At 47.9% G+C, this 25,869-nt stretch carries 25 protein-coding genes and 1 pseudogene; 18 read left to right on the top strand and 8 right to left on the bottom strand.

Features of this window, described 5'->3' with window-relative positions:
• Positions 1-297: 297 nt before the first annotated feature.
• The 3 genes from B3G15_RS10990 (at position 298) to B3G15_RS10980 (ending at position 3,658) form a co-directional block, all read left to right on the top strand.
• Positions 298-2,535, top strand: a complete 2,238-nt coding sequence (locus B3G15_RS10990; protein WP_290720880.1) for a phage tail protein — start codon at positions 298-300, stop codon at positions 2,533-2,535.
• 18 nt (positions 2,536-2,553) lie between these two features.
• Entirely contained in the window at positions 2,554-2,892 is a 339-nt protein-coding gene (locus tag B3G15_RS10985; RefSeq protein WP_290720877.1) for a DUF2577 family protein, read from the top strand.
• Positions 2,893-3,337: 445 nt separating this feature from the next.
• Positions 3,338-3,658, top strand: a complete 321-nt coding sequence (locus tag B3G15_RS10980) for a hypothetical protein (RefSeq protein WP_290720874.1) — start codon at positions 3,338-3,340, stop codon at positions 3,656-3,658.
• 66 nt (positions 3,659-3,724) lie between these two features.
• Here B3G15_RS10980 and B3G15_RS10975 read toward each other — a convergent pair whose 3' ends face one another.
• Complete coding sequence (locus B3G15_RS10975; protein WP_290720871.1) at positions 3,725-4,279, bottom strand: hypothetical protein; 555 nt, start codon at positions 4,277-4,279, stop codon at positions 3,725-3,727.
• Between the two features lie 328 nt (positions 4,280-4,607).
• On the opposite strand from B3G15_RS10975, the pseudogene B3G15_RS10970 reads away from it, so the two are divergent.
• The 4 genes and pseudogenes from B3G15_RS10970 to B3G15_RS10955 form a co-directional block, all read left to right on the top strand.
• Positions 4,608-4,700 (top strand): annotated as a pseudogene (locus B3G15_RS10970) (iron-sulfur cluster assembly accessory protein); the annotation flags it as partial.
• A gap of 117 nt (positions 4,701-4,817) precedes the next feature.
• Complete coding sequence (locus tag B3G15_RS10965) at positions 4,818-5,684, top strand: NAD-dependent epimerase/dehydratase family protein (RefSeq protein ID WP_290720868.1); 867 nt, start codon at positions 4,818-4,820, stop codon at positions 5,682-5,684.
• Positions 5,681-6,184 carry a GNAT family N-acetyltransferase gene (locus B3G15_RS10960; protein ID WP_290720865.1) on the top strand — a complete coding sequence of 168 codons (504 nt, stop codon included), beginning with the start codon at positions 5,681-5,683 and terminating at the stop codon, positions 6,182-6,184. Before B3G15_RS10965 ends, B3G15_RS10960 begins: the two co-directional genes overlap by 4 nt.
• A complete protein-coding gene (locus tag B3G15_RS10955) occupies positions 6,181-6,672 on the top strand; it encodes a GNAT family N-acetyltransferase (RefSeq protein ID WP_290720863.1) in 492 nt (163 codons plus the stop codon). Before B3G15_RS10960 ends, B3G15_RS10955 begins: the two co-directional genes overlap by 4 nt.
• A gap of 260 nt (positions 6,673-6,932) precedes the next feature.
• Here the strand turns inward: B3G15_RS10955 and B3G15_RS10950 are convergent, their stop codons facing one another.
• Positions 6,933-7,931 carry an NAD(P)/FAD-dependent oxidoreductase gene (locus B3G15_RS10950; protein WP_023469135.1) on the bottom strand — a complete coding sequence of 333 codons (999 nt, stop codon included), beginning with the start codon at positions 7,929-7,931 and terminating at the stop codon, positions 6,933-6,935.
• A gap of 243 nt (positions 7,932-8,174) precedes the next feature.
• Here B3G15_RS10950 and B3G15_RS10945 point away from each other — a divergent pair, with 243 nt between their 5' ends.
• From B3G15_RS10945 to B3G15_RS10920, 6 genes are all read left to right on the top strand, one after another.
• Complete coding sequence (locus B3G15_RS10945) at positions 8,175-9,386, top strand: NAD(P)/FAD-dependent oxidoreductase (protein WP_029342410.1); 1,212 nt, start codon at positions 8,175-8,177, stop codon at positions 9,384-9,386.
• Positions 9,387-9,467: 81 nt separating this feature from the next.
• Positions 9,468-9,785 (top strand): YuiB family protein, encoded by a 318-nt coding sequence (locus tag B3G15_RS10940; RefSeq protein ID WP_023469133.1) that lies wholly within the window; start codon positions 9,468-9,470, stop codon positions 9,783-9,785.
• 101 nt (positions 9,786-9,886) lie between these two features.
• Positions 9,887-10,744 (top strand): glucose PTS transporter transcription antiterminator GlcT, encoded by an 858-nt coding sequence (gene glcT / locus B3G15_RS10935; protein WP_023469132.1) that lies wholly within the window; start codon positions 9,887-9,889, stop codon positions 10,742-10,744.
• A 217-nt stretch (positions 10,745-10,961) separates the two neighbouring features.
• A complete protein-coding gene (ptsG, locus tag B3G15_RS10930) occupies positions 10,962-12,485 on the top strand; it encodes a glucose-specific PTS transporter subunit IIBC (RefSeq protein ID WP_029342409.1) in 1,524 nt (507 codons plus the stop codon).
• Positions 12,486-12,613: 128 nt separating this feature from the next.
• The gene (gene ptsG, locus B3G15_RS10925; RefSeq protein ID WP_058713850.1) at positions 12,614-14,722 is read left to right on the top strand and encodes a glucose-specific PTS transporter subunit IIBC; all 2,109 of its coding nucleotides are present in this window, start codon (positions 12,614-12,616) and stop codon (positions 14,720-14,722) included.
• Between the two features lie 154 nt (positions 14,723-14,876).
• On the top strand, positions 14,877-16,394 hold the full coding sequence (locus tag B3G15_RS10920) for an MDR family MFS transporter (protein ID WP_290720854.1): 1,518 nt from the start codon (positions 14,877-14,879) through the stop codon (positions 16,392-16,394).
• A 108-nt stretch (positions 16,395-16,502) separates the two neighbouring features.
• Here B3G15_RS10920 and ptsP read toward each other — a convergent pair whose 3' ends face one another.
• Positions 16,503-18,227, bottom strand: coding sequence for a phosphoenolpyruvate--protein phosphotransferase (gene ptsP / locus B3G15_RS10915; RefSeq protein WP_023469128.1), 1,725 nt, complete (start codon positions 18,225-18,227; stop codon positions 16,503-16,505).
• 353 nt (positions 18,228-18,580) lie between these two features.
• On the opposite strand from ptsP, the gene B3G15_RS10910 reads away from it, so the two are divergent.
• The 3 genes from B3G15_RS10910 to B3G15_RS10900 are packed head-to-tail and all read left to right on the top strand — an operon-like array spanning position 18,581 to position 20,809.
• Positions 18,581-19,993 carry a leucyl aminopeptidase gene (locus B3G15_RS10910; RefSeq protein WP_064299466.1) on the top strand — a complete coding sequence of 471 codons (1,413 nt, stop codon included), beginning with the start codon at positions 18,581-18,583 and terminating at the stop codon, positions 19,991-19,993.
• A complete protein-coding gene (locus B3G15_RS10905) occupies positions 19,990-20,160 on the top strand; it encodes a hypothetical protein (protein ID WP_156772519.1) in 171 nt (56 codons plus the stop codon). Before B3G15_RS10910 ends, B3G15_RS10905 begins: the two co-directional genes overlap by 4 nt.
• Positions 20,141-20,809 carry a DUF429 domain-containing protein gene (locus B3G15_RS10900; RefSeq protein WP_035396398.1) on the top strand — a complete coding sequence of 223 codons (669 nt, stop codon included), beginning with the start codon at positions 20,141-20,143 and terminating at the stop codon, positions 20,807-20,809. Before B3G15_RS10905 ends, B3G15_RS10900 begins: the two co-directional genes overlap by 20 nt.
• On the opposite strand, the gene ytvI is transcribed toward B3G15_RS10900, so the two are convergent.
• Positions 20,789-21,913 carry a sporulation integral membrane protein YtvI gene (gene ytvI, locus B3G15_RS10895; protein ID WP_215147294.1) on the bottom strand — a complete coding sequence of 375 codons (1,125 nt, stop codon included), beginning with the start codon at positions 21,911-21,913 and terminating at the stop codon, positions 20,789-20,791. The two genes, B3G15_RS10900 and ytvI, sit on opposite strands and share 21 nt — an antisense overlap.
• Positions 21,914-22,006: 93 nt before the next feature.
• On the opposite strand from ytvI, the gene B3G15_RS10890 reads away from it, so the two are divergent.
• A complete protein-coding gene (locus B3G15_RS10890) occupies positions 22,007-22,192 on the top strand; it encodes a hypothetical protein (RefSeq protein ID WP_215147295.1) in 186 nt (61 codons plus the stop codon).
• Complete coding sequence (locus B3G15_RS10885; RefSeq protein ID WP_290720842.1) at positions 22,158-23,045, top strand: MazG nucleotide pyrophosphohydrolase domain-containing protein; 888 nt, start codon at positions 22,158-22,160, stop codon at positions 23,043-23,045. Before B3G15_RS10890 ends, B3G15_RS10885 begins: the two co-directional genes overlap by 35 nt.
• A gap of 43 nt (positions 23,046-23,088) precedes the next feature.
• Here B3G15_RS10885 and B3G15_RS10880 read toward each other — a convergent pair whose 3' ends face one another.
• The 4 genes from B3G15_RS10880 to B3G15_RS10865 are packed head-to-tail and all read right to left on the bottom strand — an operon-like array spanning position 23,089 to position 25,868.
• Positions 23,089-24,279: an aminotransferase gene (locus B3G15_RS10880; protein ID WP_058713852.1), complete on the bottom strand. Its 1,191-nt coding sequence runs from the start codon at positions 24,277-24,279 to the stop codon at positions 23,089-23,091.
• On the bottom strand, positions 24,276-24,773 hold the full coding sequence (locus tag B3G15_RS10875) for an Lrp/AsnC family transcriptional regulator (RefSeq protein WP_050678638.1): 498 nt from the start codon (positions 24,771-24,773) through the stop codon (positions 24,276-24,278). The genes B3G15_RS10880 and B3G15_RS10875 overlap by 4 nt, the downstream gene beginning before the upstream one ends.
• 4 nt (positions 24,774-24,777) lie before the next feature.
• Positions 24,778-25,572, bottom strand: coding sequence for a glycosyltransferase family 2 protein (locus B3G15_RS10870; protein WP_133207639.1), 795 nt, complete (start codon positions 25,570-25,572; stop codon positions 24,778-24,780).
• 56 nt (positions 25,573-25,628) lie between these two features.
• Positions 25,629-25,868, bottom strand: coding sequence for a NifU N-terminal domain-containing protein (locus tag B3G15_RS10865; RefSeq protein WP_023469118.1), 240 nt, complete (start codon positions 25,866-25,868; stop codon positions 25,629-25,631).
• Position 25,869 lies beyond the last annotated feature (1 nt).

The raw sequence follows: 25,869 nt of genomic DNA, 5'->3' as shown, positions 1-25,869 counted from the left end.
GACCAGTTCAGCGCACCACTCAAAAGGCAAATGAGTTCCCTTCGGGTGTTTCAAGCAAGTACGACAAATGCGACTTCAGCGGTCGATACGATGTCGCGCACCTTTTCGGGAGTATCGTCTTCTTCGAATGGGTTAGCGAAATCCATGAAAACCGTGTCAGTTGCATCGAACGAATTATCTAACGGACTATCTACAATCGATGCGACTCAAGCGCTTAACGGTGCAGAAGTGCGCTATGACTCGTTGGGCAGGAAGATCTACACTGTTTGGAAAGGCGCATCTGCGGAAGCGCAGCGAATGAGCGCCGAGGTCCGATCGGCTTTCGCACAACAGCGCGTAGCCATGGCTGGGCTTCGAGATGACCTGATAAAGTCGGAGCACGGATTCTTCAAGCTAGCGCAGAGCAGCGGAGCTTATAGTGGTACGTCGAAGGCGTTCATTTCGGAAATTGAGTCGATGGGGAATGCCCAAAAGAAGACGACCGAGAAAATGATGGCTGCGAATGAGCTGGGAAAGGCGTCCTTCTTCTCGAGCATCGGTGCAGTGTTAGCGCGATCTTCGCAAGCATCTAAGATTTCAGCGAACTTTGAGCGCATAGGAAATCCTCTTTATTCGCTCAACAAGCCGCTATTAAGCGTTGCGGACGGACTCTCTCGAATAGCTGCGCGAGGAACACCAGCGGCACTTGCGGTTAAGATGTTAGGCCCGTCTGCCAACCTCAAGCAGCTTAGCGACATGACCCGTATGATCAACCAGGGACTAATGCGCTTTACCGGCGTCGCCCTCGTGGCAGGTGTCGCGGCAGTCGCATTCTACGGAAAGTTGCACAAGTCAGCGATGGAGGCGAACAAAGGGTACGCAGAATCGTTCAAGGCGATGACCGAGAGCGTGTCGAAGGTTTTCGACCCACTCGTACAGACATTTGCAAAGATCATGACACCGATATTCAACGTCATTACGAAAGTCAGCGACATGATTGCGAAGTTCCAAGAAGCTCACCCGATGATCGCGAAGGTAGCTAGCGCATTCATGATCCTTGTTCCGGCACTGAGTGCCATTTTGGCGCCGCTTGCGATAGGTATCGGGCTGGTATCGGGGTTAGGTGCTGCATTCGCCGCCGCCGCACCACTCATGATGCCGTTGATTACCGGGTTTGCTGCAGTACTCGGGACGACATTCGCTGTAGCTGCGGGTATTACGTTGCTCGGCACCGCGTTCTACCTTCTATATTCGCGTTCAGAGACGTCCCGGAACGCAATCACGGCGGCATGGAACAGTATTAAAGCGGCAGCAATGTCGGTCTTCAACTTCCTCGCACCATACGTGACACAGGCGATGACGGCGGTTACGAGCTTCGTACAGGCGAAACTTACGGTACTCAAGACGTTCTGGCAACAAAACGGAACACAAATACTTCAAGCGCTCACTAATGTTTGGACTGCGATATCTACCGTGATTCGTGCGGGAATGGCGATCATCATGCCGATAGTATCCGTCGGGTTCGCAGTTGTGAAGAGTATCGTGGTTGGCGCATGGAATGCGATCAAGGACATCATCTCAGGCGCCTTAAACGTATTGATGGGAAGCGTTAAAGTCTTCACCGGTCTATTCACAGGCGACTTTTCGAAGATGTGGTCAGGCATCAAGCAAATATTTAACGGAGCTATACAAGCCGTTTGGGGCTACGTGAATTTGTTGCTAGTAGGTAGAATCCTAAGAGCAGGTCGAGCACTTTTCACAGGTTTGAAAGCGACAACTAGTGCGGGTTGGTCTTCAATCAAGTCGTTCTTTTCAAGTAATATCGCTTCGATCAAATCAGCGGTATCGGGCGGTTTCAATGCCATCAAAGGATTCTTCACTGGTGGTTTCTCTGCCGCGAAAGGAACGGTGAGTGCGGGATGGACGAGCATCAAAAACTTCTTCTCGTCAGGAATCTCGTCTGCAAAAACTTCGGTGTCGAACGGGATGCAGAACATCTTGACGACAATCTCAAGCAAACTCACGTCGGCCAAAAATAAGCTGGGCGAGTGGGCTGCGTCCTTACCAGGTAAACTCCTATCAGCGTTCCGGAGCGCAGTAGGCGTCCTTTCATCAATCGGCACGCTCGTTTTCGATCAAATCAAGTCTACGCTACCTAGCGTCGGCAGTATCGTTGATTATGTCTCGAGCAAGATTGGTGGAGGCGGCAAGAAAGCAGGAGGAGCGAAGTCGGATGGTCACCACTATTCCGGTCTCTACAACGTTCCGAAGCACGGATATCGCGCGACGCTACATTCGGGCGAATCGGTATTAACCGCCGATCAATCGGCAACTTTACGCAGTTCAGGCATCTTGTCGAACCGTAACGGTAACCGACCGGTCGTTAACGCGAATGCTGGTGTAGCAAATGCGAAGAATGGCGCAAACATGTCTGACGCAAGTCAAAGCGTCACACTACGAGTCGAAAACTTAGTGGTGCGTGAAGAAGCGGATATCACGAAAGTGGCGAGCCAGCTAGCGAAAATGATTCGACCGTATGATGATAGAAACAAGTAAGCTAAGGGGTGCTGAAGATTGAGTATACAAAACGCTTCCGCGGAATTACGTGATGCAATAAAAGAAGTTAGTTTCAATCGGACGCTAGATATCGAGTTCGGGGTTGTCGTAGATGACGACCCTCTCAAGGTATCGATGGATGGCGTAAGTGTCTTGTTCGGTGTTGAGGAACTCGTACTATCGGAGAGACTGACGAAGCATGAGATACAAATCGAGATTGACGGAGAAGTGCGCATGGCTACGGTGAATGGCGAGTTACGGCGTGGGGATCGTATCGCGCTTATATACGATCAGGATCAGTATAAGTACGTCGTAATCGACCGAGTGGTGAACGCAATCAATTATTATGACGATTAATTAATTTCAAATACTGTAGTTTTTCATATACCTCAGAAAAGAAAATTACACTCATTATTAAGTTTATTCTTAAAAAAATTATGGAATGGTCGATAATTAAAATACAAGAAGAACTCTATTGAAATTTATATGTATAAAAATAGCAAAAAAGTGAACGAGACGTAAAAAAAGTTTATTTAACGTTAGAATTATTCCCTTTAACAGTGACAATGTCATTAATTAGTGCTATTATTAACTTAATTACAAAAAGAGGTTGACATATATTTTTAAAGATGATAACATCCCACAAGGCGTTTTTTACTAAATGTTTTCAAAACGGGATGTTTTAGAAGTGCAATGAAGGGTTATATACATTAACTAAGCTTATGTGAACACAAATTAAGTCTATGTGAACGCAAACTAAGCATTAATTAACTCTACATCGTTGAAAAAGGAGGAGTAAAACGTGTCTACAATCAGCGAGATTAATTTATTGAATGAGTTCTTTTCTGATAATAGTCATTTGAATTACGATGATGAGCCGTTTAGAATTTATTCAGATTTGCACGATAAAGATCAGAACGGTAAAGAAATCATAATTAGAAACGTCCCGCACTTCACGTATACTGAAGGTGATTTAGACGAAAGCTTCATTCCTTACGATGTTGAGCGAACATTAATAAGCTTTCTAACTGAATTTAAAAGTGATAAAATACTTCACACAACGGGTGAGAACGATAAGTTTATGATTGAGTATAATGCCGTTGAAGCATACTGTAATAGATAATTGATTCTATATGATTATTCCACAAAAAAGGGAGGCTGCTAAATGCAGCTTCCCTTTTAATTTTATTTAATAGTAAGTGACCGCATTAACGGTAATTCTTACATGAACTCCTCGATGTCTTCGCAAAGAGATTACTACGCTGTCGTTTTGATGAGTGTTAGATGTCAAAACATAAGTTATTCCCTTTGGATTCCATCTAAATTTAATGGATACCTTGTCAAATTCCGTAATGTACTTTCGGATTTTGTTGTAACCAGTGGGAGAAAAATCATCGAAATCATTTGAACGAAGCTCCAGTCGTTCCAAAAAATGTTTTGTGAGATTTATCTCGCATTTATCCGAACGGAAATTGTTAGAAGAATCTAATGAGCTTAAAAGAAGTTTAATTAAATCTGAAACCAGCGTGTGTTGCGCGACTGACATGGTGACTCCAATAGAATTGTCTTCTAAATAATAAGCATCTTGTTTAGAAATTTCAGTTGAAAATTCTTGCGATTGTGCTGGGGCCAAAGAGGTAATGATTAAATCAGGTAGTAGAGAGCAAGTTACAGAGTCTTTCGTACTACCAGTTGCTAAAGGCACTACGGATTTTCTTGGGTTAACGTTTCCTGGATTGACCATAAATTTTGTGGACCCCCCTTTTCTTAGGAATTATTTTATTTGGTGTTGTGTAAAGTGCGATTATTTAATAATTTCAAAAACCTAAAAAATAAAGGGAGACATAATGGTGACCTAATAATGGCTTTTCTACATAATGCCCATTATATCAAGAACAAGAAGAAAAGTAAAACCGATAATGCTACTTTATTCCTAGTTGAAAAAGGTTATAATAAGCCTATGGTAGAAAACGTATTAGCGAAAACTTTTAATATCAATCTCATACATTTCGACAACTTGCGCAAACTGGCGAAAAATGATCGTAGGGTTCCGAAAATACTTCGGTTCTTAATTCACGATCACGAATCCGAATGCCATCGCAACATGCGGTTGCGGGACTTCGTTCCGGACGGCAACGAATGCCGGGACACCGGGTGGCTGTTAATGAATCCAATCGTGGACATCGTCCACGATTTTTTTATTGTCCGTATACAGGAGACCTGTTCCGTTGACTCGAAATATTAAGAGAGTGAATGCTACTACGAACAGGGAGGGCTTCAGGATGAGAAAAGTATTGATCTTCGGGGGAACGCGCTATTTCGGACGCCGGCTTGCGATTCGGTTAGCCGATTCGGGGGATGATGTGACGATCGTCACACGCGGCGAGCATACGCCACCGGTCGCGAAGGGCTTGACATTCTTCAAAGGGGACCGGACGTCAAGTAGTACGATGAAGGACTTAAGCCAACAGCACTGGGATGTCATCTATGACAACATCTGCTTCACGCCGTATCAAGCCATGCTTGCGATCGACGCGTTTGAAGGGAAAGTCGGACGCTACGTGTTGACGTCGACGATGTCTGTCTATGAAGGCGGTGGTGCGAACATCACCGAGCGTGCATATAATCCGTTTCCCGGGAAATATGACCTCGAGAAGGAACATGGATATGGCGAAGGGAAACGCCAAGCGGAGAGTTATTTCTTCCAACGGGCGACGTTCCCAGTCGTTGCCGTCCGTTTCCCGGTCGTCCTCGGACCAGATGATTATACGGAGCGACTCGTCTTTCATATCAAACGGGCGCTTGACGGTCGTCCGATCGTCGCTGAAAACAGCTATGCCAAGATGGGCTACATCTCAAGTTACGAAGCCGCTGCCTTTCTTGAGTGGTGTGGTCGTTCGGAAATGACGGGACCAATCAACGCTGCGAGTGACGGTGTCTTATCGATTCAAGATCTGATGGATAAGATCGACCACGTTGCGGGAACGACGAGTCAACTCGTTGCAAAAGGAGAAGATGAATCGCCGCTTGCTCCGGACCGTGATTTCTATATGGATACGACAGCTGCGAAACAAGCCGGCTATCTGTTCCAACATGTCGATGACTGGCTCGATCGTTTGATTGAAGAGGAGGTGCGCAATCACCAATGATGCAGTTGATAAAACCAACTCTTGAATGGGAAACGGAGTATCGCGCCTTTTTTGAAGACTGGCGAGAGTCGGGCGAAACGATCGTGCCGGAAGCAGTCGGAGACACATATGAACCACTGGGCGCTTATTTTGCGGAACTTAAGGAAATGGAGACAACAATCAGACCGGGTCTTGTCACCCATACGACGTACTGGATGGTCGACGGGCAACGAATCGTTGGTGCGCTGAACTTCCGGCATGACTTGACGGAGAACTTGAAGTTGTACGGCGGACATATCGGATACGGAATCCGACCATCCGAGCGTCAGAAAGGATATGCGACGAGTGGTCTTCGACTTGCGCTTGAAGAAGCACGCCAGCGTGGACTGGATCAAGTACTGTTGACGTGTGGCGTTGATAATCTAGCATCATGTCGTGTCATCTTAGCGAACGGCGGACAAGAAATCGAGCCGACTGTTCGTAATGGACGCGAGACACGTCGCTTTATCATCTTGTTATGAGAATCCGTGAAGCACATCTTGAAGATGCGTCAGCCATCGCTCGCGTTCATATCGACGCTTGGCGGGAGACGTATCAAGGTATCATCCCGGACACTTATTTAGCGCAGTTATCGTACGAAAAACGGACGAAACTATGGGAGCAGACGTTAGTCGATCAGCGCGTGTATGTTGCCGTGTCAGGAGAAGAAGTCGTTGGCTTCGCGCAAGGCGGACCGAATCGAAGTGATGCGCGTGAAGGGGAGTTGTATGCGATTTATGTCTTGCAAGCGTCTCAAGGGCAGGGACTCGGGAAAGCGTTGTTTCAACGCATCGCTGAGGACTTAGCGGAATATGAGACGATGCAGGTTTCTGTCTTGCGGGATAATCCGGCGTGCCAGTTTTACGAACGATTCGGTGGTCAGGTCTTCAAAGAATCGATGATTGAGCGTGGTGGAGTGGAATTCGTGCAACGGGTTTATCGGATGCCTATCCAACTAAGAACGAGATAGACTGATGAATACATTGCGAGAGCTACGAACAAATAAAGAACCTTCCAGAAGCTGATCTGGAAGGTTCTTTATTATTCATGATACGGGCGAAACCATATATTCTCGACTCCTACAGGAAAAGGAAGCATGTTATGTGCTTCCGTCAGGGATAGATAAGACCCGGAAAGCCGCACGGAGTGCGGGATACCGCGGCTTATCTCCCGCCTGAGGAAAGCGAGAATATTGGATCGGTCCGTAAAGATGGACTGTCAAGTGACTGATCAAGAATGATTCGTTACTTTTTCGAACAGACTCGTCGAGTGTTGCGGATGACGAGCAGATGGATCAACGAGAAGTTTCGCTTGGTTAACGGCGATTGGTGCTTCACCGAAGCCCGTTGCAATCAGTTTGACGCGTCCTTCGTAAGTCGCGATATCACCACAAGCGAAGACGCCTGGAATCGCAGTCTCCATCTTCGAATTGACACGAATCGAATTGCGTTCGAATTCGACTTCCCATTCTTTGAGCGGTCCGAGTGACGAGACGAAACCGAAGTTACAGACGACATCGTCGGCAGCGACGACGACGACTTCACCACTTTCAGCATGTTTGAACGTCAGCGTCTCGATGTGCGTCTCACCTGTAACTGATTCAAGTGTATACGGCGTCATGACGTTGACGGACGAATCGTGTAACAGTTCGACCGAATGTTCATGGGCACGGAACTTATCACGACGGTGGACGAGCGTGACGGATTTTGCGATCGGCTCAAGCATCAATGACCAGTCAACTGCTGAGTCACCGCCACCCAGTAAGACGACTTGGCGATCCTTGAAACGTTCCATGTCGTTGACGAAATAGTGTAAGTTTGTTTCTTCGAAGCGTTCTGCATCCGCTACTCCGAGTGGACGCGCAGCGAACGAGCCGTTTCCTGCCGTCAAGATGACGGTCTTTGTATAATGCTCGCCTTTGTTCGTGACGAGGCGGATGATTCCGTCATCCATTCGTTCATAAGCGATGACGGTCTCACCGAGCACATAGGTCGGATCGAATTCATTTGCTTGTTCAAGCAACCGATCGACCAGTTCCTGTGCTTTTACTTTCGGAAAACCGGCAATATCGTATATATATTTTTCAGGATAAAGCGTAGCGAGTTGACCACCTAATTGAGGTAGACTCTCGATGACCTTCGTCTTCATCTGGCGCATTCCTGAATAAAACGCGGTGAACAGTCCGACCGGACCGCCGCCGATGATCGTGACATCATATGGTTGGTGCATCTGATTCCCTCCTAGCGTTGGATAGGTCCATTATATAGGAAGTAGGGGGTGAAGGTGCAAGTACGGAACATCTCACATTTTTTTAAGGGAAATTACATTTTTCTTTTGCAATCATTCCTGAAAAGTGTTTCAATAGGCTTATAGACATGTGAACATTATTTGAACAAAATTTTTGAGCATTCGTCTGTAATTGAATGTGAAGAAAATCACAACAAAACTACGATTCGTAAGGAGTATCAGAACATGAACACACCTAACATTGTTATTCTTGGAGCGGGCTACGGTGGATTGATCACAGCAGTCAACCTTCAAAAAAAACTCGGCGTCGATCAAGCGAACATCACGTTGATCAACAAACACGACTATCATTACCAAACAACTTGGTTGCATGAACCAGCTGCAGGTACGATGTCTGCGGAGCAAGCGCGCATCTACATCAATGATGTTATCAACCCGTCACGCGTCAAACTTGTCAAAGGTATCGTTGAGAAAGTCGACACGGCTGCTAAAACGGTTCTCTTACAAGATGGCGGAACAGTTCCTTACGATTACGTCGTCGTTGCTCTCGGTGGCGTTCCTGAAACATTCGGTATCAAAGGATTGAAGGAACACGCGCTGACGATCAGCTCGTTGAACAGCGTCCGTAAAATCAAGGAACATATCGATTACTCATTCGCACAGTACAAAACAACAGGATCACAAGATCGTTCACTCTTGACGATCGTCGTTGGTGGTGCTGGATTCACAGGAATCGAGTTCATGGGTGAGCTCGTCAACCGTATTCCAGAACTGTGCAAACAATATGACATTCCACGCGAACTCGTTCGTGTCGTCAACATCGAGGCAGCACCGACAGTCCTTCCAGGATTCGATGCAGATCTCGTCAACTATGCACACAAATGGCTTGAGCGCCAAGGCATCGAGTTCAAACTCGGTAACGGCATCAAGGAATGTGGACCAGGAAGCGTCACATTCGGTCCGCTTCAAGGCGACACGACTGAGACGATCGAAGCGAACACGATCATCTGGACTGGTGGCGTCAGCGGTAACCCTGTCGTTGCAGCATCTGGTTTCGAAGCGATGCGTAACCGTGTCGTCGTTGAAGAAGATCTCCGTGTTCCAGGACACGACAATGTCTTCATGATCGGTGACTGTTCAGCAGTCATGGACCCAAGTTCGAACCGTCCGTACCCACCGACTGCACAAATCGCGACACAACAAGCACACAAAGTCGCTGAGAACATCGCAGCACTCATCGCGGGCCGTCAAACATCGACGTTCACGTACGAGAACAAAGGAACGGTCGCTTCGCTTGGTCACAAAGACGGCATCGGCATGGTCTTTGGTAAGAAGATTTACGGTCGTAATGCATCGTTCATGAAAAAAGTCATCGACAACAAACACTTCTTCGAACTGAAAAAGCTTGGTCTTGCGATCAAAAAAGGGAAGTTCTAAGTTCACGTTTTAGGCAAATGTACACTCGTGCATTTGCCTTTTTTGTCGGTTATACTAGAAGAGATTCAAAGGGGGAACAGTATGCATATCATTCAAGCCGTGATCGGGAGTGTGCTTTATCTCGTCATGTTCTTTAGTATCGGATTCATCTTAAACATGTTGTTGCGGAGTACGTGGGTGATGCTCGTACTCTATCCGGTCATCATCATCATGATGATCGACAACCAATCGACGCTCGAATACTTCACGAATGCTCGTGAAGCGATTCCGAATCTCGGAGACCGGATTGCTGGTCTACAGACAGCGGATATCACGATGTTCGCGGCTGGTCTTGCCGGAATCATCATCGCCGGTCTATCGATTCGCTTCTTGCGTAAGAGCGGTTACCAAATGTTTTAAAGTCTACTTGAGTAAGTAGGCTTTTTTCGTGTCTGAAAAACCGTTATAATAAAAACAATGTCTTTAAATAAATGTGTAAGAGCAGATTGGGTTGAGAGCGAATGGATAAACAAATGTACCACGTTATCAAGGTATTGAATAATAATGTCGTCATTTGTTCGACTGGTGCGAATCAGGAAGTCATTATCCTCGCGAAAGGGATTGGCTTCGGTCGGAAGCCAGGCGATCAACTGACAGATCTCGACAAGTTGGAAAAAGTCTACACGTTGAAGGATAAAGAAGAACAGGATCAATATAAGGCGCTCGTCGGTCATCTCGATGAAAATTTCATCGCGTTGATGAACGAGATCGTCTCGATGATCGAGACACGCTTCGGAAAAAAGGTCGACGAACATATCCATATTGGATTGACGGATCATTTGACGTTTACGTTCAAGCGACTGGAACAAGGAATGGAAGTCACGAATCCGTTTCTTGCTGAAACGGAAGCCTTGTATCCGGAAGAGTACGCCCTTGCAGAAGAAATCGTCGAGTTCATCAGTGCCGAGATGAATTTTTACCTGCCTCCAGCGGAGACAGGATTCATCGCACTTCATATTCATTCGGCGACGAACTTCAAAGACGTACTTGAAGTCAACCGCCATCATCAACTCGTCGGTTTAATTGCTAGTCATATCGAACAGCGACTGGAGATTAAAATCGATCGAAAATCGCTTGATTACAAGCGTCTGATTCGGCACCTTCGTTCAGCGATTGAAAGGGTTTCCAATGGGGAGTATCTAGAGGCTCCAGAAAAAGTAGAAAAGCTATTGCGTGAAGAATATCCGCTATGCTATGATACTGCTTGGGAGCTGATGTCCATCATGGAACGTCAGTTGAAGAAAGCGGTACCGCGCGGTGAGGCGACGTATCTTACGATGCATCTGCAACGCTTAGTGCAGTACGATTCAGGTAAATGACCGCACGGACTACGTGTTACTGATACGATCAGGCATGAGTGGGATGTCGGGCAAGAAGCTTTATTTCCGTTATTCAACGGGATAAGTCTATTGTCTACAATCCGCTCGTGCCTGATTTTTTTCTGTAAAAAATCGGTCAGATGTCTGACTTTTTTCGTCTCAATCATTGGCATTATTCATCATACTTCGCTCTTAACAGGAAAAGGAGGAAACACACATGTTCAAACAGATTTTTGCTGTTCTTCAACGTGTCGGTAAAGCGTTGATGCTTCCTGTAGCGATTTTGCCAGCTGCCGGTATCCTACTCGGATTCGGTAACGCGATGCAAAATCCGAACTTGACGTCAAAACTCGAGTTCTTAAAAAATGATGCAATCATCAAGGTTGCAAAATTGATGGAAGCAGCCGGGGATATCATCTTCGGTAACTTAGCACTCTTATTCGCGGTCGGTGTCGCGATTGGTCTTGCAGGGGACGGCGCAGCCGGACTTGCGGCAATCGTCGGATTCTTGATCATGAACAAAACAATGAGCGTTTGGCTCGGCGTTACACCAGAAATGGTTGCTAACGGTCAAGGGTATGCAAACGTACTCGGTATCCCAACACTTCAAACTGGGGTATTCGGTGGTATCATCATCGGTCTGATTGCAGCTTGGGCGTACGGGAAGTACCATAATCTCGAATTGCCGCAGTTCCTCGGATTCTTTGCTGGTAAACGTTTCGTTCCAATCGTCACTGCTGTCGTTTCATTATTCGCAGGTCTTGTACTTGTATTCGTTTGGCCGTTCGCACAGGACGGATTGAACACATTCTCCCACTTCATGATGGAGAAAAACCCAACACTCGCAGCATTCGTCTTCGGTCTCATCGAACGTTCGTTGATTCCATTCGGTCTTCATCACATCTTCTATGCACCATTCTGGTTCGAATTCGGTTCGTACACTAATGCAGCAGGTGATGTCGTTCGTGGTGACCAAGCGATCTTCTTCGCTCAATTGAAAGATAACGTTGAATTGACTGCTGGTACATTCATGACTGGTAAATTCCCGTTCATGATGTTCGGTCTTCCAGCAGCAGCTCTTGCTATGTACCACGAAGCTCGTCCTGAGCGCCGTGCAGTCGTTGGTGGTCTTCTTGGATCAGCAGCACTTACAGCATTCTTGACAGGTATCACAGAGCCAATCGAATTCGCATTCTTGTTCGTTGCTCCAATCTTGTTCGCAGTTCACGCAGTCTTCGCAGGTCTCTCGTTCATGACGATGCAATTGTTGAACGTTAAGATCGGTATGACATTCTCTGGTGGTTTGATTGACTTCCTTCTCTTCGGTGTTCTTCCAGGACGCACGCAGTGGTGGCTCGTCATCGTCGTCGGTCTTGCACTCTCTGTCATCTACTATGTTGGATTCCGTTTCGCAATCCGCAAGTTCAACCTGAAAACTCCAGGTCGTGAAGATGCAGCGCAAGAGACTTCATCTGCTCAAGGTTCTGAACTCGCTGAAGGTATCCTTGATGCACTCGGTTCAGAGTCGAACATCAAACACTTGGATGCATGTATCACACGTCTTCGTGTCGAAGTTCTCGACAAATCGAAAGTCAACAAAGATGAGTTGAAAAAATTAGGTGCTGCTGGTGTCCTTGAAGTTGGTAACAACGTTCAAGCGATCTACGGACCGAAATCAGACAACATCAAGTCTGAAATCCAAGCCGTCATCGCATCACGTAAACAAGAAAAAACAGTCTAAAGTTTTTAGAGTGAGTCCTTCTGCGGAAGGGCTCATTTTTTTTGGAAAAATCTTTTAGAATCGTTTTGCAATAGAATATTTTAGGGTATGAACTAAGTAGTTTGTTTAAAAAAGGAGGGAATATACGCATGTGGAAAAACGTGTTTGGTGTCTTACAGCGGATCGGTAAGGCTCTGATGTTACCGGTAGCGATTTTGCCGGCAGCGGGGCTATTGCTCGCGTTCGGGACAGCGTTTCAAAACCCGAACTTGACGCAATATTTACCGTTCCTCGAGAACGATTCGCTAGTCGTCATCTGGCGAGTCATGCAGGATGCGGGTGATATCATCTTTGCGAACCTCGGGTTACTGTTTGCCGTCGGGGTCGCGATTGGTCTTGCGAATGGGGAAGGGGTCGCCGGTCTAGCAGCGATCGTCGGTTTCTTGATCATGAACAAGGTCATCAGTTCGTTTTTACAGATCACACCAGAAAAAATCACGGAAGCACAGAAAGCGAGTGACTTGTCGTATGCGACGGTCCTCGGTATACCGACCTTGCAAATGGGGGTATTCGGAGGGATCATTGCCGGTTTGATAGCAGCGTACAGTTATAATAAATTCTTTAAAATCAAACTGCCTGATTTCCTCGGATTCTTCGCAGGGAAACGTTTTGTTCCGATTGCAACCGCCTTATTCAGTCTTGTCGCCGGGTTTGCCTTGTCGTACATTTGGCCGCCAATCGGTAGTGGAATCAACACATTCTCAAAAACAATCATCGAAGCGAACGAACCGTTGTCTGCCTTTATCTTTGGACTCGTCGAACGTTCGTTGATTCCGTTTGGTCTTCACCATATCTGGTACTCAAGCTTCTGGTTCCAGTTCGGTGAATATACGGATAAAGCCGGAACGATCATCAACGGGGATCAGCGGATCTTCTTCGCACAGTTGAAGGACGGTGTGCCGTTCACGGCAGGGACATATATGACCGGGAAATATCCGTTCATGATGTTCGGTCTGCCAGCAGCCTGTCTTGCGATGTACCACACGGTCGCAAAAGATCGTCGGAAAGCCGTCGAAGGTCTCTACTTCTCGGCTGCGTTGACTTCCTTCCTGACCGGGATCACGGAACCGGTCGAGTTCTCATTCGTCTTCGTCGCACCTCTCTTATTTGCCGTTCACGCTGTTTTCGCAGGTCTATCGTTCATGATCATGGACTTGCTGAACGTCAAGATCGGGATGACGTTCTCCGGTGGATTGATTGACTACACGTTATTCGGGATTTTACCGAACCGAACTTCGTGGTGGCTCGTCATTCCAGTCGGACTTGTCTTCGCCGTCATCTATTACTTCGGATTCCGTTTCGTCATCACGAAGTTTGATCTGAAGATTCCGGGACGCGAAGCGATAAAAGAAGGTGCCGCTACCTCAACGGCACAAGCCGGCGATCTACCGTATGAAATTCTACAAGCATTCGGTGGTCCATCAAACATCAAGCACCTCGATGCTTGTATCACACGACTTCGGATTACGGTTAATGATAAATCAGGCGTCAACAAGGACCGCTTGAAAGAACTTGGTGCTGCCGGTGTTCTTGAAGTCGGAGATAACGTCCAGGCGATCTTTGGACCGAAATCTGACGGAATCAAGACAGAGATGGCAGACATCATGAAAGATCCAAACTATAAACCAAAAGAAACACCGGAAGCCGATCCAATTCCACAAGTACCAACGGGAGACGAAGCGCGCACTTCTGGAACTACAGCAGATACCGGTCCACTCGCTGGGGATCGTGGTGGGGCTTACGTGCCTGAAGATGGATATGTCGCACCACTGAGCGGTATCATTCGTTCTCTCGATGATGTACCGGATCAAGTCTTCTCCGGTCGGATGATGGGTGACGGATATGCGATCGAACCAACGGAAGGATATGTTGTCTCTCCAGTCTCTGGTGAGATCACGACCTTCTTCCCGACGAAACACGCGATCGGTATTCTTGCGGATAATGGAGATGAGATCTTGATTCACATCGGTATTGATACGGTGTCACTCGAAGGAAAAGGATTCGAGGCGTTGGCGAAAGCAGGCGATCGTGTCGAACCGGGGACACCACTCCTCAATGTCGATCTCGAGCAAGTACGACCACTCGTACCATCATTACTGACACCAATCATCGTCACAAACAGCGGCGATCGAAAAGTCGACGTTGATGTCGGACGGACGGTCGAAGCCGGTGAAGCGATTTCGTATCGTGTAGAGTAAAGAAGAAAAGCGACGGATCGCCCTGAGCGATCCGTCTTTTTTTGTGTGAAACGATCGTAGAGCACATTTGATAGTGAGATTTTGCACATATGATGATACAATGAGTTAGCTATTATAAGAGTTAGCTAATTTTTTTAAGAAATGAGGTGCTTTGATGTCTTCGACTACAACAAAAACGAATACGACACCTGTCGTCATCGGATTATTGATTGGGATTTTAGTCGCAGCGATGGATAACACAATCGTTGCGACAGCGATGCCGACGATCGTCAGTGAGCTGAACGGGTTTGATCAGTACGCATGGGTCACATCTGCTTACATGATCGCAACCGTTGCCGGGATGCCGATCTTCGGTAAACTGAGTGACATGTATGGAAGAAAACGCTTCTTCCTCTTTGGGATGCTTCTCTTCATGGTGGGAAGTATCTTGTGTGGAATGGCAGACTCAATCATTGAATTGTCTGCGTATCGTGCCTTGCAAGGGCTCGGTGGTGGGGCGTTGATGCCGATTGCCTTTACGATCATCTTTGATATCTTCCCACCGGAAAAACGGGGGAAAGTCAGTGGATTGTTCGGAGCAGTCTTCGGTATCTCGAGTATCTTCGGACCGTTGCTTGGTGCCGTATTGACGGATTCCCTCGACTGGCGCTGGGTATTCTACATCAATATTCCACTTGGTTTGATAGCCCTTGGTCTCGTGACGGTCTTCTATCAAGAATCGCCGGTTCATCGGACGCAAAAGATCGACTATGTCGGCGCCTTTACCCTTGTCGCCGGATTGGTGTTATTCTTACTCGCACTTGAAATGGGTGGAAAAGAATATGCGTGGTCTTCGCCACAAATTCTTGGTCTGTTTGGAGCAGCGCTCGTCGCGTTCGTTGCCTTCGCATTTGCTGAACGACGCGCAGCGGACCCTGTCATTACGTTTAGCCTGTTCCGGCGTCGTTTGTTTGCGGCAACACAAGGCGTGGCGTTCTTTTATGGATTCGTCTTCATCTCGGCGAGTGTGTTCATTCCAATCTTCGTACAAGGTGTCTTTGGTGGCAGTGCGACGAATTCCGGTCTGATCTTGATGCCGATGTTGATCGCTTCAGTCATCTCGGCGCAGCTCGGTGGACAGTTGCCGAATAAGTTTGGTTTCCGCAATGTCATGATCGTCTCGGCTGTCTTTTTCTTACTCGGTGTTTATCTCCTCAGTACGATGACGCTTGAAACGTCGCGGACAGCGGTAACGATCTATATGATCATTCTTGGCTTTGGTGTCGGGTTCAGCTTCTCATTGTTGAACCTAGCAAGTATTAACGGAATCGAGATGCAACGTCGTGGAGCAGCGACCTCGATGGGCTCAACTTTCCGGACAATCGGGATGACGCTTGGTGTCACGGTGCTTGGCATCATTCAATCACGGACGTTCACTTCGGCTGTCTCCGATCGGTTGCCCCAAGGTGGAGCGCCGTCCGGTGGTCAGTTCCCAACGGCTGCTGCGTTTGCGAAGATGCCACCAGAAGTCGCGACAGCAATCAAGACGTCGCTTGCAGAATCAATCTCAACCGTCTATTTCTGGGCACTGATTCCAGCAGTACTCGGTGTCATCTTTATCTTCTTAATGGGGAACGAGCGTCCGATTTTATCGGAACAAGCAACACCAGCGAAGAAGAAACAAGCTCAATGATCACGTTTCAACAACGTCTTCTTTCTTAATTAGAAAGAAGCGTTGTTTTTTTGTTGATCGGCACAAAAAAAGACGAACCTGGATTGCTCCAAATTCGTCTGACAGAACTTATTTTTTGATGTCGAATGTCGTGCTGAGGAAGTCGACGACTTCTTCTGCCGTATCCATATCGAGTACTTGCTCGACGATTGCTTCACACTCTGACTTGTTGAGGCGTGTCATCAAGCTACGTGCGCGAAGGACAGATGATGCTGACATCGAGAACTCATCGAGACCAAGACCAAGAAGGATTGGAAGAGCCAATTCTTCTCCTGCCATCTCACCACACATGCCGACCCATTTGCCTGCTTTGTGTGCTTCAGTGATGACATTGTTCAAGAGGTTCAAGATTGCTGGGTTGAACGGTTGATACAGGTATGATACTTTTTCGTTCATCCGGTCTGCCGCCATCGTATATTGAATCAAATCGTTCGTTCCGACAGAGAAGAAGTCGACTTCTTTTGCGAACTGACGAGCCATGACTGCCGTTGCTGGAATCTCGACCATCATACCGACTTCGATGTCTTCCGATACCGTAACGCCTTCAGCTTGAAGGTTGGCTTTCTCTTCAAGGAGAAGTGCTTTTGCAGCACGGAACTCTTCGATCGTTGCGATCATCGGGAACATGACAGCGAGTTTACCGTATGCACTCGCACGAAGAAGTGCGCGTAATTGTGTACGGAACAAGTCTGTTTGATCGAGACAGAGACGGATCGCACGGTAACCGAGGAAAGGGTTCATCTCGTGTGGGAGATCAAGGTACGACAATTCTTTATCGCCACCGATATCAAGTGTCCGGATGACGACTTTTTTATCGCCCATTGATTCGAGAACCGTTTTGTAAGCTGTGAACTGCTCATCTTCCGTTGGGAATGTCTCTGCATCCATGTAGAGGAATTCCGTACGGTAGAGACCGACTGCTTCTGCACCGTTATCCAAAACGCCTTTGACATCGTTTGGTGTACCGATGTTTGCAGCGAGCTCGACGTGATGACCGTCAGCCGTCATTGTTTTTTCGTTCTTGAGTTTTTTCCACTCTTCTTTTTGTGCGATGTATGCTGCGCGTTTTGCTTCATACTCAGCAACTTGCTCTTCACTTGGGTTGACGATGACGTCACCTTCTGCACCATCAAGGATGAGAAGATCGCCGTGTTTAACGTCCGTCAAGACGACTTTTGTTCCGACGACTGCTGGGATTTCGAGTGAACGTGACATGATGGCAGAGTGCGATGTCCGGCCACCAATGTTCGTTGCGAAACCTTTAGCATATTTACGGTTCAATTGAGCTGTATCCGAAGGAGTCAAGTCTTCCGCGATGATGATGACTTCTTCGTTGATTTGAGCTGGAGTGACGAACGTGATACCGAGAAGGTGAGCCATCGTCCGTTTCGTGACGTCACGAACGTCTGCTGCACGTTCGCGCATGTATTCGTTATCCATCGATTCGAAAATCATGACCATCATGTTTGCGACTTCATCGAGTGCTTTTGCAGCATTTGCTTGCTCGTCCTCGATTTTTGCGTTCACCTGACTGACGATTTCCGGATCTTCTAAGATGAGAAGGTGAGCCGAGAAGATTTCCGCTTTATCTGGACCTAATTCTTGTAAGGTATTTTCACGAATGACTTCGAGTTCTGTCTTCGATTTTGCGATTGCCGCTTGGAAACGTTCTTTTTCCGCAGCTGCATCCTCGATTTTGTGCGATGGAATCTCAAAGACCGGTGTTTCCATCACGAATGCTTTTGCAATCGCGATCCCTGCAGAAGCGCCAATTCCCTTGATATGTTGTGCCATGTGCATTACCCTCTTTTCAGTAAGTTTTTTTAACGCGACGACTTCGTTTCTTAGCTATCTATAGATACCCATAAACGCCTCTCTCTTAACGAGCCTTCTGCGCACTCTCCCTTGAATGAAAACGTAGACATTTCCCGGAACAGCAAACGCATCGTTTCTTGAAGTGTCTCAACATTTCACCCGTTTAATCCTATCATATTGTGAAACGGGCAACAATTGTTTGAAACCAAGCATTTCGACAAATTGTCGAACAGAAGTAATGAAAGCGTTTGCGATCAGTCGAGAGGCTATCAGTTGGAAAATGACTGAAAACACTTCATACTAATAGATACTAGTCAAAGGGGGAGTTTTATATGCAAACGAATCAATCCGTAGATGTACTCGTTGTCGGGATTTCTGGAAATCAACCGCTCGATGAACGGTTACAAGCACTGTATGGTGACAAACTAGAAGAGTGGGTTCGTCAAGGCGATATCTCAACGAAACGCGGAGAACTGCGTCTATTACCAACGTTAGCGGGCGACATCGCGCGTGTGCTGTTCGTCGGGCTCGGGAAAGTCGATCAACTCTCACAAGACGATTTACGTCGCTTGCTCGGAAAAGCGGCACAGCATGTCAAAGCACGTCGCTTAGAACATGTCACAGTTGATGCAACGACATTCCCAGGGCAACCAGTCGAGCTGATTGCTGAGACATTCACCCTCGCTACATATGAGGTCAAACATTATAAGACGTCGCCTTCGAAAGCATATACGTTACAACTGACGGTCTTACCTTCTGATGACGAAGCCGTCCTTCGTGGTACGGTCTTAGGCGAAGCGACGAACTTAGCGCGTCGTCTCGTAACGATGCCAGGGAATCTCTTGACGGCGCCAGCGCTTGCGGACGAAGCACGTTTCATCGCGGAACGTCATGGACATGATCTCCGGATCATCGATAAGGAAGAGATGGAAGCACTTGGGATGGGCGCCTTGCTTGCCGTCAACCAAGGATCCGTCATTCCACCGAAATTGATCGTCCTTGAATATAAAGGATCAGCAGAAGCACCGATCGCGGTCGTCGGGAAGGGAGTCACGTTCGATACAGGTGGTTATTCCATCAAACCGAAAGACGGGATCGTCGGGATGAAAGGCGATATGGGGGGAGCAGCAGCCGTTCTTGGACTGTTCGAAGCACTCGGTCAACTGAAGCCAGATGTTCACGTCATCGGTGTCATTCCAGCAACCGACAACATGATTTCCGGGGATGCCTTCAAGCCGGATGACGTCATCACGTCGATGGCAGGAAAAACGATTGAAGTCCTGAACACGGATGCGGAAGGACGGCTTGTCCTTGCTGACGCAGTCACGTACGTGAAAGAGTATCAACCTAAAGCGATCATCGATCTCGCAACGTTGACAGGTGGTGTCCTAGTCGCCCTTGGAACGGAAATCACAGGTGCGTTGACGAACGATGCGTCACTTTACGAACGTTTTGAGCAGGTGACGAAAGAGACGAATGAGATGGTCTGGCAAATGCCGTATGTCGATGCCTTCATCAAACAAGTCCGCCGTTCGGAAGTCGCAGACTTGAACAACTCACCGGGACGCATGGGACACATGATCTTCGGTGGTGCGTTCGTCGGCGAATTCGTTGGTGACACACCTTGGCTACACCTCGATATCGCGGGAACATCGGAACAGAATCAAGCGTCTGAGATTGGTCCAAAAGGAGCGACAGGCGTCATGGTTCGTAGTCTGTACCGGTTCGTCGAGCAAGAAAAATGAGACGCTGGAATCTACTCGGCGTCTTGTTGACGATTCTTGCCGTCGTCTGGTATTTGGATGCACGCGATCGTCTATCGCTCGGTCTCGCGACGTTCATCGGTATCTTCACCGTCTTATCACTACTGCGTTCTTTCCGGGAGAAGACGAATGCACGTCATCGGGATTGATGCGGCAAAGGCGGGGTGGGTCGTCGTTATGTACGAAAATGGTCGTTATACGGGATTCGTCGAACCGACGCTTACTCAGATTCCGCTAGCTGACCGGATCTGGATCGATATGCCGATCGGCTTGATGGAAGGACGACGGGAAACGGATCAACTGTTGCGACTGGAGCTACGACCTGGGCGGACGAGCAGTGTCTTTAATGCACCGTTTCGTAGTGCGTTGACAGCTTCTACCTATATGGAAGCAAATGATTTAGCCAAACAACATGCGGGGATCGGGCTTTCAAAACAAGCGTGGTACCTATTACCGAAAATCCGAGAAGTCCGCAGCGTATATCGAACGGAGATGATTGAAGCCCATCCGGAAGTCTGTTTCGCACGACTCGCCGGTCATCCGGCACGCTTTTCAAAGAAAACGACCGAAGGCATTGCGGAACGAATCGAATTGCTCGAGCGCTTTGATTGTCCGCCGTTATGGGAACAGCGTCAGTCGCATGTTGCGGTCGATGATTGGCTCGACGCTTGTCTGCTTGCGACGGGCGCCCGTTTTCCGTGTGATTATTTGCCGGCGAGTCGACCGGTGGATCCGGAAGGATATCCGTTATATGCAGCTGTACCAAAAAAATCACCCTCACCGAAATGGTGTGGGTGATCCTTTGACGAAGTCCCAGATATAATGAAAAATCTGGGCGTTGTAGAGTGCTTTTAAGATGACAGCGATCAATGGTCCGAGAATCAGTCCGAAGACACCAAAGAATTTGATTCCGACGAACAGCGCAATCAACGCCGTGATGGGTTGAATCCCGATATTATCGCCGACGATTTTCGGTTCCATGATGTTGCGCTGGAGAATGACGAGCGCGTATAGAATCCCGAGACCAATCGCAAGTGTCGTATCTCCGGTAATCAAGGAGTAAGCGATCCAAGGCAGGAAGACGGAACCTGTACCGAGATACGGTAAAATGTCGAAGAAGGCAGCGATAAACGCGACTGCAAATGGATGCTCGACACCAATGATGAACAAACCGATTAGGACGATGAAGAACGTGATTGTAATCAAAGTGAATTGTGCTTTGATATAGCCGAACAAGGCGGAGCGTAAACTCAAGAAGACGGATTCGAAACGAGCGAACCAAGGAAGCATCTCATAGCGCTTCAATCGCATCTCGTACTGGTGCCAATCTTTTGCGATGAAAAACCAAGCAAGTAAGACGATGACGAAAATCAATGCAATCGATGGCAATGTCGCAAGGACCGTCTGTAGCATCATGGCGATACTTTTTGATCCTTCGCCAATCGCACTCGCAAGTGAACTCCCGAGAGATTGGATACTGTTTTGAACCGTATTTTGTTGCGATGGCTCCAGTGAGCGTAAGGCTTCGGAAGCATCGTTCCAGATGGGTGCCAGTTTTTCATTGTACAGCTTTTGAAAATACAGGCTCAACTCTTGGATTTGCGCCGGTAATTGGTTGGCGACAAATACAAGACCGCGAATCAACTGCATGATGATCAAGGCGAGCGAACCAACTAATAAGCCACTGATCAAAATGATGGACAACAACGCACCCCATCCGCGAGTGATTCGTAACCGCTTTTGGAAAAAATCGACGAGCGGTCGACTCAAAAGGGCAAGCAGAAACGCAAAGACAAACGGATACAAAATGGACGAGAGGCGGATGAGTAACCATCCACCAACTAAGAAGGCGAAGATCACCGTCAGGAACCGGGCCATTTGCCAAAGACGTTCAGTCGACACAAGCAACACCTCTTACTGGATTATGTAGAATTAATTGATATCATCATATCATGTTTAGATAGGTTACGAGTCATTCAAAAGGAGGAGATCTCGATGCGTAAAAGAGAAATTGGACTAATTGCTGCATTGATTGCTGCGACATCTGTCGGAATCCGAGAATGGAAGAAAAACCAGTCATTTACGCAACGCGTTAAACAGGAGACAGAAATGCACGTACGCCAGGCAATCGTGGAGGGTCAGACAGATGGAACAGATGAAGACACTGCAACAAAAGGTTGATGCGACGATTCGCTCACTCGGTGGTTATTTTCGACCGCTATCTGGTCTCGCGCGCCTGACGGAAGAAGTCGGTGAAGTCGGAGAAGCACTGGAACAAAATGATTTAGAAGCCCTTCGTTTTGAACTTGTCGACGTCTTGATGATCTCGACCTGTCTTGCGAACCAATACGTGACGGATCTTGCAGCACAGCATGAGACGCTCGGTACAGTAAATGATGATCAGGACGGTTCGTTTTATCGACTCGTGCATGAGGCCGGACAAATCGCACGTGTCATGAACGGTTATGAAGGGGACAAACCACCGAAAGCGAAAGACACGATTGTTCCGATTGGTCATTCCTTAGCACGTCTGCAACGCGAACTGTTTCGGTTAGCACGACCACTTCAACTTGATTTACTGACAGAAATCGACCGGACGAATGAAAAGAATCTGAAGCGGGATAAAACACGCTTCGCGTTGACGCGTGATCCCATCACGGAAGAGACGATTGATCATTTCCGAAGTGCGACAGGAAGCGAGGCACGCCTCTGGGGAGCCCCTATGTACGAGGAGAACCAAACGATCGAGGACAACATGGAAGCAGCATTGCCGTCACTCCGGCGTTTCCTCCGATGTGCGTCGATTGAGGGAATCGAGGCATTCGTCTTCGAAGCACCGATGGAACGCTCACGTAGTTTGGTTGAAGTGAAAGAACTAGCGGACGAAATGGGACGCTTGATCAAAGAGCGGACACCGCTTGACTTCAAGGATTCACCGTATCGGTTGGAAGTCTTTGCGCCACAACTCGGTCCAATCTCGCCGTATCACGCAGAAGACGATCATCGGATGTTCCTTGTTCTCTATGTAGACTAAAAAATGATCCGCCTGCTCTTTTGAGCAAGGCGGATCATTTTTTTTAATGTGAATGAGACGATGCTGCCTCATCTTGAGTCTGCCATTTTTTCATGAAGCGCTGAATGCGAGCGATCGCTTCTTGGAGTTGTTCAATCGAACTTGCATAACTTGCCCGGACATAACCTTCACCGCTTGCTCCGAAGACGGATCCTGGAACGACGGCGACGCGCTCAGCGAGTAGTAGTTGCTCAGCAAACTGTTCACTCGTCAGTCCGGTATGACCGATGTACGGAAAGGCATAGAAGGCGCCACCTGGTAAGTGTGTTGGGAGACCTGCATCGTTTAACGCCTTAACGAAGTAGTTCCGGCGTTGACGATAACTCGTCACCATGTCAGGGACAGTTTTATGACGAGAACGCAGTGCTTCAATGCCCGCGAATTGAACGAGTGTCGGGGCACACATCATCCCGTATTGATGGACCTTCAGCATCGATTGTGTGATTGCAGGTGGCGCACAAGTGAAACCGAGCCGCCATCCTGTCATCGCGAAGGCTTTCGAGAAACCGTTGATGATGATCGTCCGCTCTCGCATACCGGGAAGGGTCGCGAAGCAGATCGCTTCCGTTTCGTAGGACAGTTCCGCATAGATTTCGTCACTGATGACATATAGATCATGCTTTTGGACGAGTAACGCTAGGTCCGCTAATTGATCGCGCGACATCGTCGAGCCTGTCGGATTCGATGGGAAACAGAAGATGATCGCTTTCGTCTTATCTGTCAGCAATTGTTCGATCGTTTCCGGTTGAATCGCAAAACCGTCTTCTGCATGACACGCAGCGGCGACAGGAATGCCACCAGCGAGTTCAATCAAAGGGGCATACGAGACGAATGCCGGTTCGACGACGATGACTTCATCACCGGGATTGATCAAACTACGAAACGCAAGGTCGAGTCCTTCTGAGGCTCCAGTCGTGACGATGATCTCCTCCGTCGTCGAATAGGAGATGGCGAATTTTTCTTGCATGTAAAGCGCGATTTCCTGACGTAACTCTAGTAAACCGGCGTTGGCACTATACGCTGTATAGCCTTGCTCGAGTGCTGCGAAGCTCGCTTCGCGAACATTCCATGGCGTGACGAAATCAGGTTCGCCGACACCAAGGGAGATGACGTCTTCCATCGATCCTGCTAAATCAAAGAAACGACGGATGCCGGATGGGGCTAACTGTTCGACACGTTCAGATAGAGACTTCATGGAGACACCTTCAATCGTTTGTCGTCATCATCCTGACTGAAGAGGACACCATCGTGCTTGTAGGTCTTCAAGCGGAAATGGGTCGTCGTCGAGATGACGGAGTCGAGCGTCGATAATTTTTCCGAGACGAATTGAGAGACTTCTTGTAGCGATTTGCCATCAAGTACGACTTGTAAGTCATATGCGCCCGACATCAGATAAAGGGACGTCACTTCCGGGAAACGATGGATGCGCTCCGCTACCTCGTCAAAACCGCGTCCGCGTTTTGGTGTGACTTTGACATCGATGAAAGCTGTCACGCCATGATGGGCATGAATCTTTTGCCAGTCGATGACAGCGGTGTAACCGAGTAGGACACCGTCGCGTTTGAATGTCTCGATGGAAGCTGCTACTTCTGACGCTTCCCAGTCGAGCATTTGCGCAAGCAAGTCCACGTCCATCGGACCATTTTGTGTTAATAATGCTAATAATTCGAGTTGTTTTTCGGTGTACATGGGATCACTCACTTTCTGTCAATTGACCATTGAAGGTACGGCGGGTCTGGCGCAATCGTGCGCGTCGCTCAGCCTGGACGATATGGAAGTTCTTCATTTCATTTGTCGGAAGTTGGTGTTTTTCAACGAGGCGTTCAAAAAAGACGCGACGCGCTGCATCCTGACGCGCGGATTCATGATTACCCGACGGATTGAAAGCATATAAGACGGTCGCGCGCGCCGGATGCAGTATTAAATGATCCTTGCCGACGCGTAAGATCCAATCCCAGTCCCAGTAGTTGAAGACGTCCTCATCAAATGGACCAAGTTGATCGTGGAGCGATTTACGGTAGAGTGACCCGGACGGAATATACGTCGAGTCTTCTCGAATCGTCTCCGGATCGTACGGATACGCGAATGGCTCAGAATCGATTGCAATCCGGTGATCCTCTTCCCAACGGTACGTAAAGAGTTCCGCGTCCGTATAGGTGAGGTCGGCACCAGCTTCGAGATCGCCGACCGCTTCTTCGAGGTGACTCGGCAATAAGAGGTCGTCATCGTCATGAAGTAAGATATACCGACCGGAAGCGAGCGTGACACCATGATTTCGAGCACGAACATGGTGGTTTTCAGGTAACTCGACATAGGTCAGTTGAAGACGGTCCTGATACGCAGTCGTCACTGCTGAGACATCGTCTCCATTATTGTTTAAGACGATGACTTCGAAGTCTTGATAGTGTTGACGCGTCAACGCTTCTAGCGCTTCTGCTAATTCACGAGGACGATTGTACGTCGGAATGATGATGGATACGGTTGGCATCAGTGATCGCTCCTTGAACAAAGACACCTGTCCAGGAACAGGTGTCTTCTTGTTTTTTACATGTTTGCTTCAATGCGTGGTAGCAGTTCGTTCCATTCTGCTTCTGGTTCTTTCGTAACCGTCACGAAGTCGCCGTAAGCGAACAGATTGTCGATGCCATCGAGAGCGATCAATGATGCGAGCAACGCATCTTCAGGTGTATCTTCTTTTTTGACACTCGTACTTTTAGCACCGAAGCGCTGTTCTTCGAGCGTGATTTTGACGGAATTCGGATTTGGTGTGTAATCGACTTGCATG

Source organism: Exiguobacterium sp. UBA1053, assembly GCF_002316465.1.
Taxonomy (GTDB): Bacteria; Bacillota; Bacilli; order Exiguobacteriales; family Exiguobacteriaceae; genus Exiguobacterium_A; species Exiguobacterium_A abrahamii.
The sequence above is the reverse complement of the archived record's forward strand: the minus strand, read 5'-3'. Positions and strand labels throughout refer to the sequence as shown.

What these genes read in the sequence shown, in the direction of transcription:
- ptsP (WP_023469128.1), bottom strand. Translation starts at nt 18,227, where the DNA reads ATGGCACAACATATCAAGGGAATTGGCGCTTCTGCAGGGATCGCGATT.
- B3G15_RS10960 (WP_290720865.1), top strand. Translation starts at nt 5,681, where the DNA reads ATGATGCAGTTGATAAAACCAACTCTTGAATGGGAAACGGAGTATCGC.
- B3G15_RS10965 (WP_290720868.1), top strand. Translation starts at nt 4,818, where the DNA reads ATGAGAAAAGTATTGATCTTCGGGGGAACGCGCTATTTCGGACGCCGG.
- B3G15_RS10910 (WP_064299466.1), top strand. Translation starts at nt 18,581, where the DNA reads ATGCAAACGAATCAATCCGTAGATGTACTCGTTGTCGGGATTTCTGGA.
- B3G15_RS10870 (WP_133207639.1), bottom strand. Translation starts at nt 25,572, where the DNA reads ATGCCAACCGTATCCATCATCATTCCGACGTACAATCGTCCTCGTGAA.
- B3G15_RS10990 (WP_290720880.1), top strand. Translation starts at nt 298, where the DNA reads ATGAGCGCCGAGGTCCGATCGGCTTTCGCACAACAGCGCGTAGCCATG.
- B3G15_RS10940 (WP_023469133.1), top strand. Translation starts at nt 9,468, where the DNA reads ATGCATATCATTCAAGCCGTGATCGGGAGTGTGCTTTATCTCGTCATG.
- B3G15_RS10900 (WP_035396398.1), top strand. Translation starts at nt 20,141, where the DNA reads ATGCACGTCATCGGGATTGATGCGGCAAAGGCGGGGTGGGTCGTCGTT.
- B3G15_RS10955 (WP_290720863.1), top strand. Translation starts at nt 6,181, where the DNA reads ATGAGAATCCGTGAAGCACATCTTGAAGATGCGTCAGCCATCGCTCGC.
- B3G15_RS10975 (WP_290720871.1), bottom strand. Translation starts at nt 4,279, where the DNA reads ATGGTCAATCCAGGAAACGTTAACCCAAGAAAATCCGTAGTGCCTTTA.
- B3G15_RS10865 (WP_023469118.1), bottom strand. Translation starts at nt 25,868, where the DNA reads ATGCAAGTCGATTACACACCAAATCCGAATTCCGTCAAAATCACGCTC.
- B3G15_RS10890 (WP_215147295.1), top strand. Translation starts at nt 22,007, where the DNA reads ATGCGTAAAAGAGAAATTGGACTAATTGCTGCATTGATTGCTGCGACA.
- B3G15_RS10945 (WP_029342410.1), top strand. Translation starts at nt 8,175, where the DNA reads ATGAACACACCTAACATTGTTATTCTTGGAGCGGGCTACGGTGGATTG.
- B3G15_RS10950 (WP_023469135.1), bottom strand. Translation starts at nt 7,931, where the DNA reads ATGCACCAACCATATGATGTCACGATCATCGGCGGCGGTCCGGTCGGA.
- B3G15_RS10920 (WP_290720854.1), top strand. Translation starts at nt 14,877, where the DNA reads ATGTCTTCGACTACAACAAAAACGAATACGACACCTGTCGTCATCGGA.
- ptsG (WP_029342409.1), top strand. Translation starts at nt 10,962, where the DNA reads ATGTTCAAACAGATTTTTGCTGTTCTTCAACGTGTCGGTAAAGCGTTG.
- B3G15_RS10905 (WP_156772519.1), top strand. Translation starts at nt 19,990, where the DNA reads ATGAGACGCTGGAATCTACTCGGCGTCTTGTTGACGATTCTTGCCGTC.
- B3G15_RS10885 (WP_290720842.1), top strand. Translation starts at nt 22,158, where the DNA reads ATGGAACAGATGAAGACACTGCAACAAAAGGTTGATGCGACGATTCGC.
- B3G15_RS10880 (WP_058713852.1), bottom strand. Translation starts at nt 24,279, where the DNA reads ATGAAGTCTCTATCTGAACGTGTCGAACAGTTAGCCCCATCCGGCATC.
- B3G15_RS10875 (WP_050678638.1), bottom strand. Translation starts at nt 24,773, where the DNA reads ATGTACACCGAAAAACAACTCGAATTATTAGCATTATTAACACAAAAT.
- glcT (WP_023469132.1), top strand. Translation starts at nt 9,887, where the DNA reads ATGGATAAACAAATGTACCACGTTATCAAGGTATTGAATAATAATGTC.
- ptsG (WP_058713850.1), top strand. Translation starts at nt 12,614, where the DNA reads ATGTGGAAAAACGTGTTTGGTGTCTTACAGCGGATCGGTAAGGCTCTG.